This window comes from Paraburkholderia bryophila, assembly GCF_013409255.1.
Classification (GTDB): domain Bacteria; phylum Pseudomonadota; class Gammaproteobacteria; order Burkholderiales; family Burkholderiaceae; genus Paraburkholderia.
Window position 1 is genome coordinate 4344550 of record NZ_JACCAS010000001.1, and the last position, 18689, is coordinate 4363238.

An 18689-nucleotide genomic window follows, 5' to 3' on the forward strand; every position below is an offset into this window, starting at 1 on the left:
GATTTTCTTCAGTTAACCGCCCCGAAGACTGTTGTTCGACCCGAACACCGGATGCCCACCCGGTGTTGCTTTGACTCGTCTGTTTAGTACTACCAATATCGCCGGCACATTGAAATGTCACCGGCGTTCGTCACTTTTCGACTTGAGGAAACCATGATGCACAAGCAGATCTTTCGTACCGCCATGGCGCTCGCCGCCGCCGGACTCGCCGCCCAGGCCGCTCACGCGCAAAGCAGCGTGACGCTTTACGGTATCGTCGACGCGGGCTTTACCTTCACGAATAACCAGAAGGGCGAGAAGGCTTATCAGGCGACCCAGGGCAATGTGCAGGGTTCGCGCTGGGGTCTGCTCGGCACGGAAGATCTGGGCGGCGGCAACAAGGTGATGTTCAAGCTCGAAAACGGCTTCAGCCTGGAGACCGGCGCGGCAGGTCAGGGCGGACGGATGTTCGGCCGTAGCGCATGGGTGGCGCTGGTCAACGACAAGGCCGGCACGATCACGCTGGGCCGTCAGTACAACAGCGTGCAGGACTATCTGTCGAACCTGCAGATCAACGGCGTCGGCGCGATGAGCCAGTACGGCAACGCGATCTACGACAACGACGATATCAACAACACCTACCGCACCAATAACGCAGTCAAGTACACCACGCCGACCTACGCCGGTTTCACCGCGAACGCCATGTACGCGTTCTCGAACACCGCGGGCGAATTCGCCAACAATCGCGCGTGGAGCGTCGGCGCGGACTACGTGAACGGTCCGCTGCGTCTCGACGCGGCGTACTCGCTCGTGAATCAGCCGGCCACCAGCACGGCGGGCGCGGCGCCGTCGGACAACTACTACAGCGCCAGCTCGTCGATCATTAGCGGTGTGAAGCGCAACCAGGTGTGGGGCGCCGGCGGTGCGTACGTGTTCGGCCCGGCGACGGTCGCGTTGCTGTACACGAACTCGCAGTTCCAGTTGCTCACGGGCGGCAGCCTGCGTTTCGCCAACTACGAGGCGAGCCTGAAGTATCAACTGACGCCGGCCGCGCTGCTCGCGCTCGGCTATATCTACACGACGCAGAACGCGAGCGGCACGACGGCTACCAACGCGCACTACAACCAGGTGAGCGTGGGCGGCGAGTACTTCTTGTCGAAGACGACCGACTTGTACCTGAACGGTATTTACCAGCGTTCGTCCGGTTCGAAGGCATGGGTCGAGGGCATTTCGAATCCGTCGAGCAGCAATGGCCAGTTCGTCACCGTCGCCGGCATTCGCCACAAGTTCTAAGCACGCGGCCCGCGCTGCCGTACACCGATAGAACATTGCACGCGCTTCAGCGCGTGCAAAGCGGCGGCGCGGTTCTTTCTCTTCAGGAGCACCTATGGCGACCGTTCAAGGAAGTCTGTTACTCGTCTATGCATTGATCGCCATCATCGCGCTGGTCGTGCTGATCGCGCGCTTCAAGATGAACCCGTTCATCACGTTGATGATGGTGTCGGTGGCGTTGGCGCTGGCCGTCGGCATGCCGGCGACGTCGATTCTCAAGTCGTTCGAAACCGGCGTGGGCGGCACGCTCGGTCATATCGCGATCGTCGTCGGTCTCGGCACGATGCTCGGCAAGATGATGGCCGAGTCGGGCGGCGCGGAGCGGATCGCGCGCACGCTAATCGGGCTGTTCGGGCCGAAGAACGTGCATTGGGCGATGATGTGTATCGCCTTTCTGGTCGGTTTGCCGGTGTTCTTCGAAGTCGGTTTCGTGCTGCTGATTCCGATCGCGTTCAACGTCGCGCAACGCACCGGCACGTCGATGATTCGCGTCGGCATTCCGATGGTCGCGGGTTTGTCCGTCGTGCATGGTCTGATTCCGCCGCACCCCGCCGCGTTGCTCGCGGTGACCGCGTACAACGCGGATATCGGCCACACGATTTTCTACGCGCTGATCGTCGGCATTCCGACCGCGGCGCTGGCCGGGCCGCTGTTCTCGAAGCTGATCGCGCGGTTCGTCGTGCTCGACGGCATCAATCCGATGGCGCAGCAATTCATCGAGCAGGACGCGAAGCGCTCGCAGCAGGACTTGCCGGGCTTCGGCATCACGCTGTTGACGGTGTTGCTGCCGGTGCTGCTGATGCTGGTGGGCAGTTGGGCGGATGCGATCGTGCCGGCGAAGTCGGCCGCGAACAACGCACTGCGTCTGATCGGTCACCCGGATATGGCGCTGCTGCTGGCCGTGCTGTTGAGCTTTATCACCTTCGGCCGGGCGCGCGGTTTCAACCGTGAGCAGATCCTCAAGTTCACCAACGAATGTCTCGCGCCGACTGCGGGCATCACGCTGGTGGTGGGGGCGGGCGCGGGCTTCGGGCGCATTCTGATCGACAGCGGCGCGTCGAAGGCGATCGTCGACGTCGCCACGGGCGCACACGTGCCGCTGCTGATTCTCGCTTGGCTGGTGGCGGCATTGATTCGCGTGGCAACCGGTTCGGCGACGGTGGCGATGGCGACCGCGGCGGGCATCATCGCGCCGATCGCCGCTGCGGCGGCGGGCACGGTGGGCGGCGTGCGTCCCGAGTTGCTGGTGCTGGCGACCGGCGCGGGTTCGCTGATCCTGTCGCACGTGAACGACGGCGGCTTCTGGCTGGTGAAGGAGTACTTCGGCATGACCGTGCCGCAGACCTTCAAGACGTGGACGGTCTGCGAAACGATTATTTCGGTGACGGCGTTGTTGCTGACGCTGGGGTTGTCGACGGTGATCTGAAGTAGATGAGGATGTGCGCTCGGCGCGTTTGAGAAGACGCGCCGCGCTTTTTTTGCTATGAGCGCTGCGGCGAAATGAACGCGGCAATCGCGTCGTTCAGCGCCTGCGGCGCGTCGCGATGCGGGGAATGTCCGCAAGCGTCGAGTTTAGCGAGTTGCGCATGCGACACGCGCTCGGCGATGGTGTCGATCTGCGCCATCGTGCCGTAGTTGTCGTCATGACCTTGCACGGCGAGCAGCGGCTGGCGGATCGAAGCCAACTCGTCGACGATCGACCACTGCCTGAACGCCGGATTCAACCAGATGTCGTTCCAGCCATAGAACGCCGAATCGACGTCGGCGTGATAGCGGCCGAGTTTGCCGCGCAGGTCGGTGGACTCATAAAGCTGTTTCGTCTGCGCGATGCTTTCCACTGAAACATCTTCGACGAACACATGCGGTGCAATCGCCACCGCACCGGCCAGCGCATCCGGATGCCGCGCCGCATACAGCAACGCAATCGAACCGCCGTCGCTATGGCCCACGAGCCACATGCGCCGACGTTCGCTCGCGTCGATGTCGAGTGCGTCGAGCAACGCGGGCAGAACATCGCGCGCCTGCAACGTCATAAAGTCGACCGGCCATTTCACTTCATGCGCGCGCGGTGTCGACAGTCCATAGCCGGGCCGCGAATAGACCAGACCGCGCATGCCGAGCCGTTCGCACAACGCTTGCGGCCAGTCGCGCCACATCGCGATCGAGCCGAGCCCTTCGTGCAGGAACACGGCGATCGGTGCTTCACGCGCCGCCTCGTTGACCCAGCGATATTCGATGCGCAACGGACCCTGCGACGCACCAGCGGGCAATTCGGCAAAGCGACTTCCCGTGCTACTGGCGGCAGTGCCAACGGCGGGGTTCTGCATGGCTCACCTTATGACTGTTCGCGCAGCTTGAAGCGTTGAATTTTACCGGTGGCGGTTTTCGGCAGATCGTCGACGAATACGATATCGCGCGGATACTTGTGCGGTGCGAGCCGTTCCTTGACGAAGGCCTTCAACTCATCCCCGAGTATCTCAGACGCCGCGAATTCACGCTTCAACACGACGAACGCACGGGTTTTGACGAGGCCGCCATGATCGACCCCGACCACCGCCGCTTCGAGCACCGCGTTGTGTTGCACCAGCACCATTTCCACCTCTACGGGCGACACGTACTGTCCGCTGACTTTCAGCATATCGTCGCTGCGGCCGGCGTATACGTAGCAGCCGTTCGGCAAGCGGCAGTACTTGTCGCCGCTGCGAATCCATTCGCCGAGGAAGGTTGCGCGCGACTTCTCGCGATTGCTCCAGTACATCAGCGCGGCGCTCGGCCCCTTGATATACAGATCGCCGACTTCGCTATCGGCCACAGGGTGCCCGGCCTCGTCGCGCAGTTCGACTTCATAACCGGGCACGGGACGTCCGGTCGTGCCGTATTCGACCGCACCGGCGCGATTCGACAGGAAGATGTGCAGCATTTCGGTCGAACCGATTCCGTCGAGAATCTCACAGCCGAAGTGCGCGGTGAAGCGCTCGCCGATTTCGCGCGGCAACGCCTCGCCCGCCGAGGTACACACGCGCATCGCGACATCGGCGCGGGCGGGCAACGCAGGCGACACCAGCATGCTTGCGTAGAGCGTCGGCACACCGTAGAACACCGTGGGCCGATGCCGCATCAGGCGTGCGAAAATCGCGTCGGCGGTGGGCCGTTCCGCCATCAGCACGGCAGTGGCGCCGACCGACAGCGGAAAAGTCAGCGCGTTGCCTAGACCGTACGCAAAGAAGAGTTTGGCCGCTGAAAACACCACGTCGCTTTCCACAATGCCGAGCACCGGCTTCGCGTACAGCTCGGCGGTCCAGTACAGATTGGCATGCGTGTGGACCGTGCCTTTTGGTTTGCCCGTCGAGCCCGACGAATACAGCCAGAAGGCGATGTCGTCGCAACCGGACTGGGCCGCCTTGACCGAGGGCAGGGCGGCGTCGATCAGGGCGGCGAGCACGGGCACGGATGGCGGATCATCGGCGCGTGGTTGCGAGACGATCAACTGGCAGCCGTCATGTTCCGCCGTATTCATCGCTTCGATAACGTTCGGCAAGAGCGCGCCCGAGGCGATCACGGCGCGCGCGTGGCTATGCGTGAGCATGTACACGTAATCGGCGGCGGTGAGCAGGGTATTCGCGACGACCGGCACGACGCCCGCATATAGCGCGCCGAGAAAGGCGACCGGCAATTCGACCGTGTCTTGCATCACAAGCAGCACGCGTTCTTCCGGATGCACGCCGAGCGTGCGCAGCGCAGTGGCGAAGCGTCGTGCGCGGTCTTCGAGCGTGGCGTATGAGGTCGCGCCGGTGTCGTCGATATACGCCGTTTTAGCGGCGCGGAGTTTGTTCAGTCCGAACAGATACGACGCGAAATTGAACAGCGCGGGCGGCGGCGCGACCGTCGCGGCGGGCTGGCTTGCAGCCGGTTCCAGCAGAGCTTGCATGTGTCTCCTCCATCGGGGTGGGGCGGTCCGGCTGTTGTGCGCTCTTGATCCGCTCGATGTGTGGCTTATTGCGTGTTTCGTGATCTCGTTGCCTGGTTGCCTCGTTCTGCTAGGCCGCGGGCAAATGCGTCGTTTGCGTGAGCGCGTCGATCGCTGCGGCCGGCGCCTGAATGGCCGAGCGCCGGTGATAGAAACCTAGCGCCCGCAAGCCGCCGAGTTCTTCGCCGCCGCCCGCGCGTCCCGGTCCACCGTGCAGCGACATCGGCATCACGTTGCCGTGGCCGGTTTGACTCTGCTGCACGGACGGCGAGATCGCATGCACGCGGCCGTGCGAATCGGCGAGCGCCAGCGCGAGCTGGCCGAGATGTGAGTCGTCGTTCGAATAGATCGACGCAACGAGCGAGCCCTGACCGCGTCGTGCAAGCGCGACGGCGTGCGCTTCTGGCAACGCGTTCGCATCGGTCGAGACACGATACGGCGCTACAGTCGCCACCGGTCCGAACACTTCGACGTCGTGCAGCAGCGTTGCGCTGTCCGGATCGTTGACCACGAACAGATGCGGCGCGACACAAGCCGCCACGCTTGCGTCCGCATCGATCAGCGGCACGGCCGAACCGTCGTACGCGAGCACGGCTTCCTCGCGCAGGGTTGCGATACCTGCAAGCACGTTGTCGTACTGTTCGCGGCTCACGAGCGAGCCCATGCGCACGGCGTCGTTGCGCGGATCGCCAACGCTGATCTTCGCGAGCTTCGCCTTGAGCGCGTCGAGCACCGCTTCCAGCGAAGCTTCCGGCACGAACGCGCGCCGGATCGCCGTGCATTTTTGCCCGGATTTCACGGTCATTTCGCGCACCACCTCCTTGATGAACAACTCGAACGCGGGCGTTTCGGGCGTCGCGTCGGCGCACAGAATTGCGCTGTTCAGGCTGTCCGCTTCGACATTCAGACGAGCGCCGCGCTGAACGAACGCCGGATGTGCACGCAGCGTCGCGGCCGTGTCGGCCGAGCCGGTGAACGACACGACGTCGAACGGCTGAATCTGGTCGAGCAGGCCCGCCGAGCCGCCGCAAATCACCGACAGCGCGCCCGGCGGCAAAATGCCTGCGTCGACCACGTCCGCGACCATGCGCTGAGTGAGCCAGGCCGTCGCCGTCGCGGGTTTGACGATCACCGGCACGCCGGAGAGCAGGGCAGGCGCGGCCTTTTCCCACAAACCCCACGACGGAAAATTGAACGCGTTGATAAAAAGCGCCACGCCGCGCGTGGGTGTCAGCACGTGCTGCACGCTAAACGATTGATCTTTGCTCAACGACACGGCGTTGCCGTCGCGCAGCGCATGCACGTCGCCGAGCGCCGCGCCCAGTTTCGCGTAGTGCGACAGCGTGAAAATGCCGCCGTCGATATCGACCGCCGAATCGTTGCGCGTGGTGCCTGAGTTCGCGGTGGCGATCGCGTAGTAGTCGTCGCGTTTGGTTTGCAGCAGCTTGACGATATCGGCGAGACGGGCGGCACGCTGTGCATAGGTCAGCGCGCGCAAGGCGGTGCCGGCTTCTTCGCGAGCGAAGTTGAACGCTTGCGCGAGATCGAGGCCTTCGCTCGACACACGTACGAGCGCAACACCCGTTACCGGATCGGTGAGCGTCACACCCGCGCCGCCGCCGGCGACCCATTGGCTCGCTACGTAGTTCTTCAAAAGTTCAGTCATGGCATGTCTCTGGCAGTGAGCGGTGAGCAGCAGGCAATCAGGCAGCAGTAAATTCGATCGCGCCTTGCGGCAGCAGATACAGCACCAAGGCGTCGCCGTTCGCCACCGTCGGTCGATGCGCCGAGCCGGGGCCGTACACACACCAGCCGGCCGGGTGGCCGTCGAACGTGGCGCCTTCGGTGAGCGGCATGATCAGATCGATCTCGCCATGCGGATGCACGTGATGCGGGCCGGCAATGTTGTTCATCGCGACCACGTCGACGGAAAAACCGTGGGTGTCGGGCAGCGCCTTGAAGATCCGGCCGTAGCGGATGCCGCCGCCTTCGCGGTTGCACAACCAGCCTTCGGCGACGCCGGTGCGGCACGCCGCGGCGAGTTCGCGGAAGGTCTCGCCATCGGCCGGCCAGGTGTCGTTCAGCCAGACGGCGAGCTGGCCGTCGAGCGGCCGGTCCGCGAGTTGCGTGGTCACGCCCGCAATCAGGCGCTGGAATGCTTGGGGGGACATGTGAGCCTCCAGATCGGCGCGCACGCAACTTAATTCATGCGTGGTGTTGCGCCATCTCCGTGACGCTGCCGATAAATCTCGACAGCGTTTGTTATTGGATCAATATTTGGCGAAAATTAACCGTTCACCCGGTGTGTGTCAAGCACTATAGTACATGTATAGACGTTGAGAGGTAGTAAAACATGAACCAAAATTACTCTCCCGCACCCTTGGACGATGCCGCCGACGAAGACGCCGCCCGCGCCGAACGACCCGAGCGCGGCGCCGAGCGCGAGGAGCGCGATCCGTTCCTGACCGCGATGGGCGAGCGCGTGCGCCTGCTGCGCGCGCGTCGCGGCATGACCCGCAAGACGCTGGCGAGCGAAACCGGTTTGTCCGAGCGGCATCTGGCGAATCTGGAGTCGGGGGTCGGCAATGCTTCGGTGCTGGTGCTGCGGCAGATCGCGGCGACCTTGAACTGTCCGCTCGCTGAAGTAATCGGCGATGAAACCACCGCGTCCGCCGAATGGCTGCTGATTCGGGAACTGTTGCAGGGCCGCGATCAGGCCGTGTTGCAGCGCGCCCGCGTGGCGCTGGCCGAGATGTTCGCGCAGGCGCCGCGCGACCCGCATCGCAAGGACCGGATTGCGTTGATCGGCCTGCGCGGTGCGGGTAAATCGACGTTGGGGCGGATGCTCGCGCAGGAGCGCAAGGTGCCGTTCGTCGAGCTGACGCGCGTGATCGAGCAACTGGCCGGCTGCCCGCCGTCGGAGATTCACTCGCTGTACGGCGCGGCCGCGTACCGGCGTTATGAACACCGCGCGCTCGAGGCCGTGATTCAGGAGCACGAGCGCGCGGTGATCGCGTCGCCGGGCGGGCTGGTGTCGGAGTCGGGCACGTTCAACGCGCTGCTGTCGCACTGCTTCACCGTGTGGTTGCAGGCCACGCCGGAAGAGCACATGCGCCGCGTCGTCGCGCAAGGCGATTTGCGGCCAATGTCCGGTAACAAGGAAGCGATGGACGACCTCAAACGCATCCTCGCCGGCCGCGGCGAGCTTTACGGGCGGGCCGACATGAGCTTCGACACCAGCGAGAAGACCCTCGCCGACGCCTATCTGCAACTGCGCGACCGTCTCGCGGCGCGAGTCGCGGCGGAAGCCCCGGACGATGTGGGCGGCTGAGATGCAGTGAAACGTCAGGGTTTACGCCTTAACATGCATTAAAGTGCTTTACACGGGCGTGACGATGCACTATTGTTCAAAAAACAATGTTGCATCGTCCAGTCAGGAGACGCCCCATGTCCACAGCAGCAATCGCTATCGCGCCGGTCGACTACCGCACCGATCCCTCGCAGTACAAACACTGGAAGCTGAGCTTCAACGGTCCCGTCGCAACGCTCGGCATCGATATCGCCGAAGACGGCGGCATTCGTGACGGCTACAAGCTGAAGCTGAATTCGTACGACCTCGGCGTCGACATCGAATTGCACGATGCGATCCAGCGCATTCGTTTCGAACATCCCGAAGTCAAAACGGTCGTGCTGACGAGCCTGAAGGATCGCGTGTTTTGCTCGGGCGCCAACATCTTCATGCTGGGTTTGTCCACACATGCGTGGAAAGTCAACTTCTGCAAATTCACCAACGAAACGCGTAACGGCCTGGAAGATTCGTCGCGCTATTCCGGTCTGAAGTTTCTCGCGGCGGTGAACGGCGCGTGTGCCGGTGGCGGTTACGAACTCGCGCTCGCTTGCGACGAGATCTATCTGGTGGACGACCGTTCGTCGTCGGTGTCGTTGCCGGAAGTGCCATTGCTCGGCGTATTGCCGGGCACTGGCGGCCTGACGCGCGTGACCGACAAGCGCAAGGTGCGCCACGATCGCGCGGACATTTTCTGCACGGTGGTGGAAGGCATTCGCGGCGAGCGCGCGAAAGCATGGCGCCTCGTGGATGAAGTCGTGAAGCCGAATCAGTTCGATCAGGCGATTCAGGCACGCGCGCTCGAACTCGCCGCGCAGAGCGACCGTCCCGAGAACGCGCAAGGCGTGGCGCTCACGCGTATCGACCGTACCGACCGGGACGACGGCCTGACTTATAAAACGCTCGACGTCACGATCGATCGCGCCAAACGTATCGCCACCTTCACCGCCAAAGCGCCGCAATCCGACCAGCCCACGAGCATCGACGCGATCGTCGCCGCCGGCGTGAACTGGTGGCCGCTGCAATTCGCGCGCGAACTCGACGACGCGATTCTGTCGATGCGCACCAACGAACTCGAAGTCGGCACCTGGGTGTTCAAGACCGAAGGCGACGCCCGCGCGCTGCTCGCCGCGGATGCCACGCTGATGCAGCACAAGGATCACTGGTTCGTGCGCGAGACCATCGGTTTGCTGCGCCGCACGCTTGCGCGCATCGACGTGTCGTCGCGTTCGCTGTTCGCGTTGATCGAACCGGGCTCGTGTTTCGTCGGCACTTTCGCGGAACTGGCTTTCGCGTGCGACCGTAGTTACATGGCTGCGTTGCCGTCGAATGAAGACGAAGAACCGGCGATCACGCTGTCGGAAGTCAACTTCGGTTTGTATCCGATGGTCACGCATCAATCGCGGCTCGCGCGACGCTTCTACGAAGAAGCCGAACCGCTCGATGCCGTGCGCTCGCGAATCGGCCAGCCGATCAAACCCGTCGACGCCGAACGCCTCGGTCTCGTGACCGCTTCGCCCGACGATATCGATTGGGCCGACGAAATCCGCATTGCACTCGAAGAACGCACGGCCATGTCGCCGGACGCGTTGACCGGCCTCGAAGCGAATTTGCGCTTCAACGGTCCGGAGACGATGGAGACGCGTATTTTCGGGCGTCTCACCGCATGGCAGAACTGGATTTTCAACCGGCCGAATGCAGTGGGCGAGAAGGGCGCGCTCAAGGTGTACGGCAAGGGCAGCAAGGCGCAATTCGACGTGTCGCGTGTTTGAGCGCGCGCGAGTCGACTCAGGCGACACACGCCGATAACGCGGCCTGAAACAAAGCCTTTTGTCCGTACGCGCCTCTCATCGCGTCTGCCACCGCGCCTCTCACCGCGATTGTCAGATTAAGCACTGCAGTTTCCGAACAAGGAACCGACCATGTCAACGATCAACTACAGCGAAAAGATTCCGAACAACGTCAACCTCGCCGACGACCGCACGCTGCAACGCGCGCTCGAACAATGGCAGCCGAATTTCCTGGCATGGTGGGGCGATATGGGCCCGGAAGGCTCGCACGGCTACGACGTCTATCTGCGCACGGCGGTCAGCGTCGACGCGGGTGGCTGGGCGCATTTCGATCACGTGAAAATGCCGGACTACCGTTGGGGCATTTTCCTGACGCCCGGCGAGCAGGACCGCAAGATTCACTTCGGCGAGCACAAGGGCGAAGCGGCATGGCAAGACGTGCCCGGCGAACATCGCGCGAATCTGCGCCGGATCATCGTCACGCAAGGCGACACGGAACCGGCTTCGGTCGAGCAGCAACGGCACCTGGGGTTGACCGCGCCGTCCATGTACGACCTGCGCAACCTGTTCCAGGTCAATGTGGAAGAAGGGCGTCATCTGTGGGCGATGGTGTATCTGCTGCATCGCTACTTCGGCCGCGATGGCCGTGAGGAAGCCGAGGCTCTGCTCGGTCGCCGCTCGGGCGACGACGACAATCCGCGCATTCTCGGCGCGTTCAACGAGAAAACGCCGGACTGGCTCGCGTTTTACATGTTCACGTATTTCACCGACCGCGACGGCAAGTTCCAGTTGTCCGCGCTCGCCGAGTCGGGCTTCGATCCGCTCGCGCGCACCACGAAGTTCATGCTGACCGAGGAAGCGCATCACATGTTCGTCGGCGAATCGGGTGTGTCGCGCGTGATTCAGCGCACTGCGCAGGTGATGAACGAACTCGGTACCGACGACGTCGCGAAGATTCGCGCGGCCGGCGTGATCGATCTGCCGACGATTCAGCGCTATCTGAATTTCCATTATTCGGTGACGATCGATCTGTTCGGCGCCGATCATTCGTCGAATGCGGCAACGTTTTATAGCTCGGGTCTGAAAGGCCGCTATGAAGAAAACAAGCGCGACGACGACCATCAACTGAATGGACAGAGCTACAAACTGCTCGACGTGCAGGACGGCAAGCTGACCGAGCGCGAAGTACCGATGCTCAACGCAATGAATGAAGTACTGCGCGACGATTACATCAAGGATTCGGTGGCGGGCGTGGGGCGCTGGAACAAAGTGCTCGAAAAAGCCGGCATCGATTTCCGCATGACGGTGCCGCACAAAGCGTTCAACCGGCAGATCGGCACGTTTGCAGGGACGCGCGTATCGCCCGATGGCCGCGTGATCAGCGAAACCGAATGGGCCGCCAACGAAGCGAAGTGGCTTGCGTCGCCGGAAGACCGAGCCTACGTTGCGTCGCTGATGGGGCGTGTCGCGGAGCCCGGCAAGTTCGCCAACTGGATCGCGCCGCCGGCCATGGGCGTGAATCGTCAGCCGGTCGATTTCGAGTACGTGCGCTTTAACTGAACGCGTGTGTTGCGTTGGCATTACCAGGCGGAGGAAGTCATGAACGGCCCAGTGTCGATCGAAGTTCTCAGGCAGCATCTGATCGATCCGGAAATCTGCATTCGCTGCAATACGTGCGAAGAGACTTGCCCGGTCGATGCGATCACGCACGACGACAACAACTATGTCGTCAATGCCGATCTGTGCAACGGCTGCATGGCGTGCGTGCCGCCGTGCCCGACCGGCGCGATCGACAACTGGCGCACCGTGCTGAAGGCCGACGCTTATCCGATCGGCGAGCAGTTCACGTGGGACGTATTGCCGGAACAGAACACGATGGCCGTGCCGGTTGTTGACGAGTCGTTAGCGGCGGGTGCGTCGGGTGACTCGCCGGAGGGCGCGAGCGGCATCGAAGTGGATACCGTGCGTGGTTCCGTGGTGCCGCCATGGTCGGCCGCGAAGCCGTATGTGAATCTGTACACGCATAAGGCGCCGACCACGGCGACGGTGGTGGGCAACTACCGTCTCACGGATGGCTCGACCGAAAGCGACATTCATCACATCGTGCTCGATTTTGGGTCGATGCCGTTTCCGGTGCTGGAAGGACAATCGATCGGCATTCTGCCGCCCGGCGCAACGGTGGACGGCCGCACGCACCACGCTCGCCAGTATTCGATCGCGAGTCCACGCGACGGCGAACGTCCCGGTTATAACAACGTGTCGCTGACGGTCAAACGCGTGTCGCAGCACCACGGCGACGCGACCGATGGGGTGTGCTCGAACTACCTGTGCGATCTGAAAAAGGGCGACGTGGTCAACGTGATCGGCCCATTCGGCGGCACGTTCCTGATGCCGAACCATCCGAACTCGCATCTGCTGATGATTTGCACAGGCACCGGTTCAGCGCCGATGCGCGCGATGACCGAGTATCGGCGGCGCCGTCGGCTCAAAGGCGCCACCGGCAAACTGATGCTGTTCTTCGGCGCGCGAACCAAAGAGGAGTTGCCGTACTTCGGGCCGCTCACGAATCTGCCGAAGGATTTCATCGATACGAATCTGGCTTTTTCGCGCACGCCGGGGCAGCCGAAGCGTTATGTGCAGGACGTCATGCGTGAACGCGCGGTGGATGTCGCGCAGATGCTGAAGGACGACAACACGCACATTTACGTGTGCGGCTTGAAGGGCATGGAAGATGGTGTGCTGCAAGCGCTCAAGGAGATCGGCGAGCAGGTTCAGCTGGATTGGGAAACGCTGTGGGCGAAGTTGAAGAAGGAAGGGCGGTTGCATCTGGAGACGTATTGAGGGAGCGCTGCGTTGACGAGGCTATTGCGTAGCGCTACAAAAAAGCCCCGCTGCCTGGCAAACGCAGCGGGGCTTTCTTTCTCCTGCCTGGTTTTCTACCGCGCAGGATCCGCCCCTTCCTCCCGCTGCGCCGGCGACACCGCCCCGCACGCCCGAATCACCAACTGCACCACCTCTTCCGTCGTCGCATCGAACGCTTTCTGCGTCAACGCGCGCTTGCCCTTCAGCGCGCGAATCTGCGCATCGAAATCGGCGTAATGCTGCGTAGTCGCCCAGATCATATACATCAGCGTCTGCGCATTCACCGGCGCCAGCAAGCCACGCGCGATCCAGTCGTCGATCACTTTCACGCGGCTGTCGAGCCACGGCTTTACGCGCCCGGTGAGAATGTCTTCCATATGCTCGGCGCCATGAATGATCTCGCTCGCCCACACCTTCGAACCCAGCGGCCGACGTCGCGACAATTCCATTTTCGCGCGCACGTACCCGCCAATCGCCTCGACCGGGTCGTCGCTGCATTCGAACGTATCCGCCGCGCGATGCCAGTCCTCGAACAGATCTTCCAGCACGCGACGATAGAGCGCGAGCTTCGTCGGGAAGTAGTAATGCACGTTGGCTTTCGGTAAGCCTGCACGCTCCGCGATCATCGCGGTGCTGGTGCCGTCGAGTCCACGCTCGGCGAACACCGCCTCCGCGCACGCCAGAAGATGCGCCTCGTTCGACTCGCGAATGTGTGCCTTGCGCCGCCGCAAAGGCGCGCGTGTTTCTGCGTTTTCCGTGATGCCGGCTGTCACGTCGTCGTCTCTCATGTTCGCCTTCGGCGGCATGGGCGCCGCGTCGCGCTTCATTCTAGTCGCTCAACGCGCCGCTCACCTACCCAATCTTCACGGCGGATCACACCGTGCTGCAGTGCAATGGCACGCTTCTCGCTATGTTTGTCACCGTACGAAAAGCATTGATTTGGCGGGCTTAATCGTCTACAACCTGTCCAACTGGACAGGATTGGAAGAGCGGCCGATACCTTAGGGTTTGCCCCCTCTATCGAGCGGCGATCGAGCGTATCGAGTGTGCACCGCCACCGTGCGGACATGCCCCAAAAACCGCCGCCAATGCACCAGTTTCATTGCGGTTCACCGAAAGGAGCGAGACGAATGAACGCGGTATCCGAAGCACTGAGGGGCGCCGAACCCACGACGTCGATCAAGGTCGACGGCAAGCGGTTGTGGGACAGCCTGATGACGATGGCGAAGATCGGCGCGACGCCGAAAGGCGGGGTGTGCCGACTCGCGCTCACCGACCTCGACAAGGAAGGGCGCGATCTGATCGTCAGTTGGGCGAAGGAAGCGGGCTGCACGGTCAGCGTCGATCAGATGGGCAATGTGTTCATGCGCCGCGCCGGACGCGTGGCGGACGCGCTGCCGGTCATGACCGGTTCGCATGCGGACTCGCAGCCGACCGGCGGCCGCTTCGACGGCATCTACGGCGTGCTCGGCGGTCTCGAAGTGATCCGCAGTCTGAACGATCACGGCATTGAGACCGAGCATCCTGTCGAAGTAGTGATCTGGACCAACGAAGAAGGCTCGCGCTTCGCGCCGGCGATGGTGGCCTCCGGTGTGTTCGCTGGCGTGTTCACGCTGGACTATGGCCTCTCGCGCAAAGACGTGGACGGCAAGACCCTCGGCGAGGAACTCGAACGCATCGGCTATGCGGGCGACGTGCCGTGTGGCGGACGTCCTTTGCACGCGGCGTTCGAATTACACATCGAACAAGGGCCGATTCTCGAAGCGGAGCAGAAAACCATCGGCGTCGTGACCGATGCGCAAGGTCAGCGCTGGTATGAAATCACGCTGACGGGTCAGGAAGCGCACGCGGGGCCGACGCCGATGCCGCGTCGCCGCGACGCCTTGCTCGGCGCTGCGCGGGTGGTCGATCTGGTCAACCGCATCGGTCTCGACCATGCGCCATTCGGTTGTGCGACGGTCGGCATGATGCAGGTCTACCCGAACTCACGCAACGTGATTCCGGGCCGCGTGTTTTTCACTGTCGACTTCCGTCATCCGGACGATGCGGTGCTTGCGAAAATGGATGCCGCATTGCGCGAGGGCGTGGAGAAGATCGCGAGCGGTATCGGTCTGGAAACCGAACTCGAACAGATCTTTTACTACGCCCCGGTCGCCTTCAATGAAGCCTGCGTGAAGTCCGTGCGCGCCGCCGCTGAACGCTTCGGCTATCCGCATCGCAACATGGTGTCCGGTGCGGGGCATGACGCCTGTTATCTGTCGCAAGTCGCGCCGACGTCGATGGTGTTCGTGCCGTGCGTCGACGGGATCAGTCACAACGAGATCGAGGACGCCACCTTCGAATGGATCGAGGCGGGCGCCAACGTGCTGCTGCACGCCATGCTCGAGCGTGCGTGCGAGCCGGTTTCATAACGCAATCGCGGACCCGTTGAAGGTCCGCATGATTCGAGCGGTCGTGGTCGCATCACCCGCTTCACCGTCGTGCCCATAAAACATGCCGCCCCGGCTCCGCTTCAGCGCAGCCGGCGGGACCGGCTACGTCCTCACATCGAAGAAGGAACGTGTATGGCTATCAAGCAAACCGGCGACATTGCCGCGCAGCGCCTGTCGCCCGAGCAGCTTTCGTGCGAGTTCTCCGATATCGCACCCTTGCTCGACGCGAGCGCGGCTGCCGCCGCGGCGAGCCGCTGCCACTACTGTTACGACGCGCCGTGTGTGAATGCGTGTCCGACGCAGATCGACATTCCCAGTTTCATTCGCAAGATCGGCAACGGCAATCTGAAAGGCGCGGCGGTGGACATTCTGTCGGCCAATCCGCTGGGCGGCATGTGCGCGCGCGTCTGTCCGACCGAGATTCTTTGCGAAGGCGCTTGCGTGCGCAACCATCAGGACGCGAAGCCGGTGGCGATCGGTGCGCTGCAACGTCACGCGACCGATTGGGCGATGGCGCGCGGCGAAGTGCTGTTCAAGCGGGCGGCGGACACGGGACGGCATGTCGCGGTGGTCGGTGCGGGGCCGGCAGGGCTCGCGTGTGCGCATCGGCTTGCGTTGAGCGGCCACCAGGTGACGATTTACGACGCGCATGAAAAAGCGGGCGGTCTGAATGAATACGGCATTGCCGCGTATAAAACCGTCGACGATTTCGCGCAGCGTGAAGTGGCATGGCTGTGTTCGGTCGGCGGTATCGAGATCAAACATGGCGTGGCGCTGGGGCGCGATATCGATCTCGATACGCTGCGCCAGCAACACGATGCGGTGTTCCTCGCAATCGGCCTGACCGGCGTGCGCGCGCTCGCCATGGAAGGCGAGGACCTGAGCGGCGTGATGAACGCGGTGGACTTTATCGAACAGATTCGCAGCGCGAGCGATGTCGGCACGGTGCCAGTCGGGCGGCGCATTGTCGTGATCGGGGGCGGCAATACGGCGGTCGATGCCGCCGTGCAAAGCCGCAAGCTCGGCGCGACCTCGGTGACGATGGTGTACCGGCGCGGTGTCGAATCGATGAGCGCCACGTGGGCCGAGCGCGACTTTGCGCAAACCAGCGGCGTCACGCTCGTTACGCATGCAGCGCCGACGCGTTTGATCGGCGACGCAGGCGTAGTGATCGGCGTCGAGTTCGAGCGCACGTCGAGTGAAGGCAGCCGGGAGCGTTTCGTGGTCGAAGCCGACATGGTGCTCAAAGCGATCGGTCAAACGTTGGTGCCGGTCGGTATCGAACGCGAGTTGTTGACGCTCGACGGCAACCGTATCGCGGTGGACGAAAACGGCCAGACCTCGTTACCCAGCGTATGGGCGGGCGGAGATTGCGCGGCCACCGGCGGCATCGACCTCACGGTGCAAGCGGTGCAGGACGGCAAGATCGCGGCGGCCGCGATCGATGCGCAGTTCGCCCGCACGGCGGTGAAAGCCGCATAAGCCTTAGCGCAGCGCACGGCTAACGCTAACCACGCCAGCCGCCAGAAACATGCATCCGAAGACCCTGACAAAAAATAGCCGTCCCCAAGGAGCCGAACATGGCCGATCTGCGCTGTACGATTGCCGGCATTACCTCGCCGAATCCCTTCTGGCTCGCGTCCGCGCCGCCCACCGACAAAGCCTATAACGTGAACCGCGCATTCGAAGCGGGCTGGGGCGGCGTGGTGTGGAAGACACTGGGCCTCGACCCGCACGTAGTCAACGTCAGCTCGCGCTACGGCGCGGTGCAATGGAACGGCCAGCGCATCGCGGGCCTGAACAATATCGAACTGATCACCGACCGTCCGCTCGACATCAATTTGCGCGAAATAGCCCAGGTCAAACGCGACTGGCCCGATCGCGCGATGATCGTCTCGCTGATGGTGCCGTGCAACGAACGCGACTGGAAGTGGATTCTGCCGCTCGTCGAAGATACCGGCGCCGACGCGGTCGAACTGAATTTCGGCTGTCCGCACGGCATGAGCGAACGCGGTATGGGCGCGGCGGTCGGGCAAGTGCCCGAGTACATCGAGATGGTCACACGCTGGGTGAAGGAGGGCAGCAAGCTGCCATGCCTCGTCAAGCTCACACCGAATATCAGCGACATCCGCCTCGGTTCGCGCGCGGCTTATAAAGGCGGCGCGGATGGCGTGTCGCTGATCAACACGATCAACTCGATCGTAGCGGTCGATCTCGACGCGATGTCGCCGCTGCCGATGGTCGACGGCAAAGGCACGCACGGCGGCTACTGCGGTCCCGCAGTGAAGCCGATCGCGCTGAACATGGTCGCGGAAATCGCTCGCGACGTCGAAACGCCGAACCTGCCGATCTCCGGTATCGGCGGCATTTCAACGTGGCGCGATGCCGCTGAATTCATGGTGCTCGGCGCGGGCAGCGTGCAGGTTTGCACGGCGGCGATGCACTACGGCTTTCGCATCGTCTCCGATCTCGCCGACGGCCTGTCGAACTGGATGGACGAAAAAGGCTACGCCACGCTCGACGATATTCGCGGCCGCGCAGTGCCGAACGTCACCGACTGGAAGTACCTGAACCTCAAATACGACATCAAGGCGCGCATCGATCAGGACAAGTGCATTCAGTGCGGCCTGTGCCATATCGCCTGCGAGGACACGGCGCACCAGGCGATCATGAAAGAAAAAGATGGCGTCCGGCATTTTGAAGTGATGGACTCCGAATGTGTCGGCTGCAATCTGTGCATGCATGTGTGTCCGGTCGAAGAATGCATCACGATGGAACGCGTGGATCAGGGCGAGTACGCGAACTGGACCACGCATCCGAACAACCCGGCACGTGTGAATGCAGGGGAGCCCGCCGCGACGGAAGCGGCCGACACCGCCGAACCTGCGCACGCGGCCAAGGCAGCCTGAGACGAGCATTCCCCAAAGGCCTCACGCGCCGTCAGAAGCCGCGCGGGCCTCAACGATCCAGTGGAGATCTTT

The 18689-nt window shown here is 62.8% G+C and carries 14 protein-coding genes; 9 read left to right on the forward strand and 5 right to left on the reverse strand.

From position 1 onward, the window contains the following. The first annotated feature begins 153 nt into the window (after positions 1–153). Together GGD40_RS19550 and GGD40_RS19555 are read left to right on the forward strand one after the other, a co-directional pair. Positions 154–1272, forward strand: a complete 1119-nt coding sequence (locus tag GGD40_RS19550; RefSeq protein WP_179744598.1) for a porin — start codon at positions 154–156, stop codon at positions 1270–1272. Between the two features lie 94 nt (positions 1273–1366). Then, complete coding sequence (locus GGD40_RS19555; RefSeq protein WP_035546774.1) at positions 1367–2737, forward strand: GntT/GntP/DsdX family permease; 1371 nt, start codon at positions 1367–1369, stop codon at positions 2735–2737. Positions 2738–2792: 55 nt separating this feature from the next. Here the strand turns inward: GGD40_RS19555 and GGD40_RS19560 are convergent, their stop codons facing one another. The 4 genes from GGD40_RS19560 to GGD40_RS19575 all read right to left on the reverse strand — a co-directional run bounded on the left by GGD40_RS19560 (position 2793) and on the right by GGD40_RS19575 (position 7449). Continuing rightward, positions 2793–3638, reverse strand: coding sequence for an alpha/beta fold hydrolase (locus tag GGD40_RS19560; protein ID WP_179744599.1), 846 nt, complete (start codon positions 3636–3638; stop codon positions 2793–2795). A gap of 8 nt (positions 3639–3646) precedes the next feature. Continuing rightward, positions 3647–5239, reverse strand: a complete 1593-nt coding sequence (locus tag GGD40_RS19565) for a benzoate-CoA ligase family protein (protein WP_179744600.1) — start codon at positions 5237–5239, stop codon at positions 3647–3649. Between the two features lie 109 nt (positions 5240–5348). After that, positions 5349–6944 (reverse strand): 3,4-dehydroadipyl-CoA semialdehyde dehydrogenase, encoded by a 1596-nt coding sequence (locus GGD40_RS19570; RefSeq protein ID WP_179744601.1) that lies wholly within the window; start codon positions 6942–6944, stop codon positions 5349–5351. A gap of 37 nt (positions 6945–6981) precedes the next feature. Beyond that, positions 6982–7449, reverse strand: a complete 468-nt coding sequence (locus GGD40_RS19575) for a DUF4863 family protein (RefSeq protein WP_179703696.1) — start codon at positions 7447–7449, stop codon at positions 6982–6984. Positions 7450–7631: 182 nt separating this feature from the next. Between GGD40_RS19575 and GGD40_RS19580 the strand changes: the two genes are divergently transcribed. From GGD40_RS19580 to boxA, 4 genes are all read left to right on the forward strand, one after another. Further along, positions 7632–8609: a helix-turn-helix transcriptional regulator gene (locus tag GGD40_RS19580; protein WP_179744602.1), complete on the forward strand. Its 978-nt coding sequence runs from the start codon at positions 7632–7634 to the stop codon at positions 8607–8609. A gap of 116 nt (positions 8610–8725) precedes the next feature. Then, positions 8726–10396: a 2,3-epoxybenzoyl-CoA dihydrolase gene (gene boxC / locus GGD40_RS19585; protein WP_179744603.1), complete on the forward strand. Its 1671-nt coding sequence runs from the start codon at positions 8726–8728 to the stop codon at positions 10394–10396. A gap of 150 nt (positions 10397–10546) precedes the next feature. After that, a complete protein-coding gene (gene boxB, locus GGD40_RS19590) occupies positions 10547–11974 on the forward strand; it encodes a benzoyl-CoA 2,3-epoxidase subunit BoxB (protein WP_035546756.1) in 1428 nt (475 codons plus the stop codon). Between the two features lie 39 nt (positions 11975–12013). Beyond that, a complete protein-coding gene (gene boxA / locus GGD40_RS19595; RefSeq protein WP_179744604.1) occupies positions 12014–13255 on the forward strand; it encodes a benzoyl-CoA 2,3-epoxidase subunit BoxA in 1242 nt (413 codons plus the stop codon). A 95-nt stretch (positions 13256–13350) separates the two neighbouring features. Here boxA and GGD40_RS19600 read toward each other — a convergent pair whose 3' ends face one another. Then, positions 13351–14064, reverse strand: a complete 714-nt coding sequence (locus GGD40_RS19600) for a TetR/AcrR family transcriptional regulator (RefSeq protein ID WP_257030439.1) — start codon at positions 14062–14064, stop codon at positions 13351–13353. A 342-nt stretch (positions 14065–14406) separates the two neighbouring features. Between GGD40_RS19600 and GGD40_RS19605 the strand changes: the two genes are divergently transcribed. The 3 genes from GGD40_RS19605 (at position 14407) to preA (ending at position 18617) form a co-directional block, all read left to right on the forward strand. Then, a complete protein-coding gene (locus GGD40_RS19605) occupies positions 14407–15687 on the forward strand; it encodes a Zn-dependent hydrolase (protein ID WP_179744606.1) in 1281 nt (426 codons plus the stop codon). A gap of 153 nt (positions 15688–15840) precedes the next feature. Further along, a complete protein-coding gene (locus GGD40_RS19610; RefSeq protein WP_179744607.1) occupies positions 15841–17190 on the forward strand; it encodes an NAD(P)-dependent oxidoreductase in 1350 nt (449 codons plus the stop codon). 98 nt (positions 17191–17288) lie between these two features. Further along, on the forward strand, positions 17289–18617 hold the full coding sequence (gene preA / locus GGD40_RS19615; protein WP_179744608.1) for an NAD-dependent dihydropyrimidine dehydrogenase subunit PreA: 1329 nt from the start codon (positions 17289–17291) through the stop codon (positions 18615–18617). Positions 18618–18689: the final 72 nt, after the last annotated feature.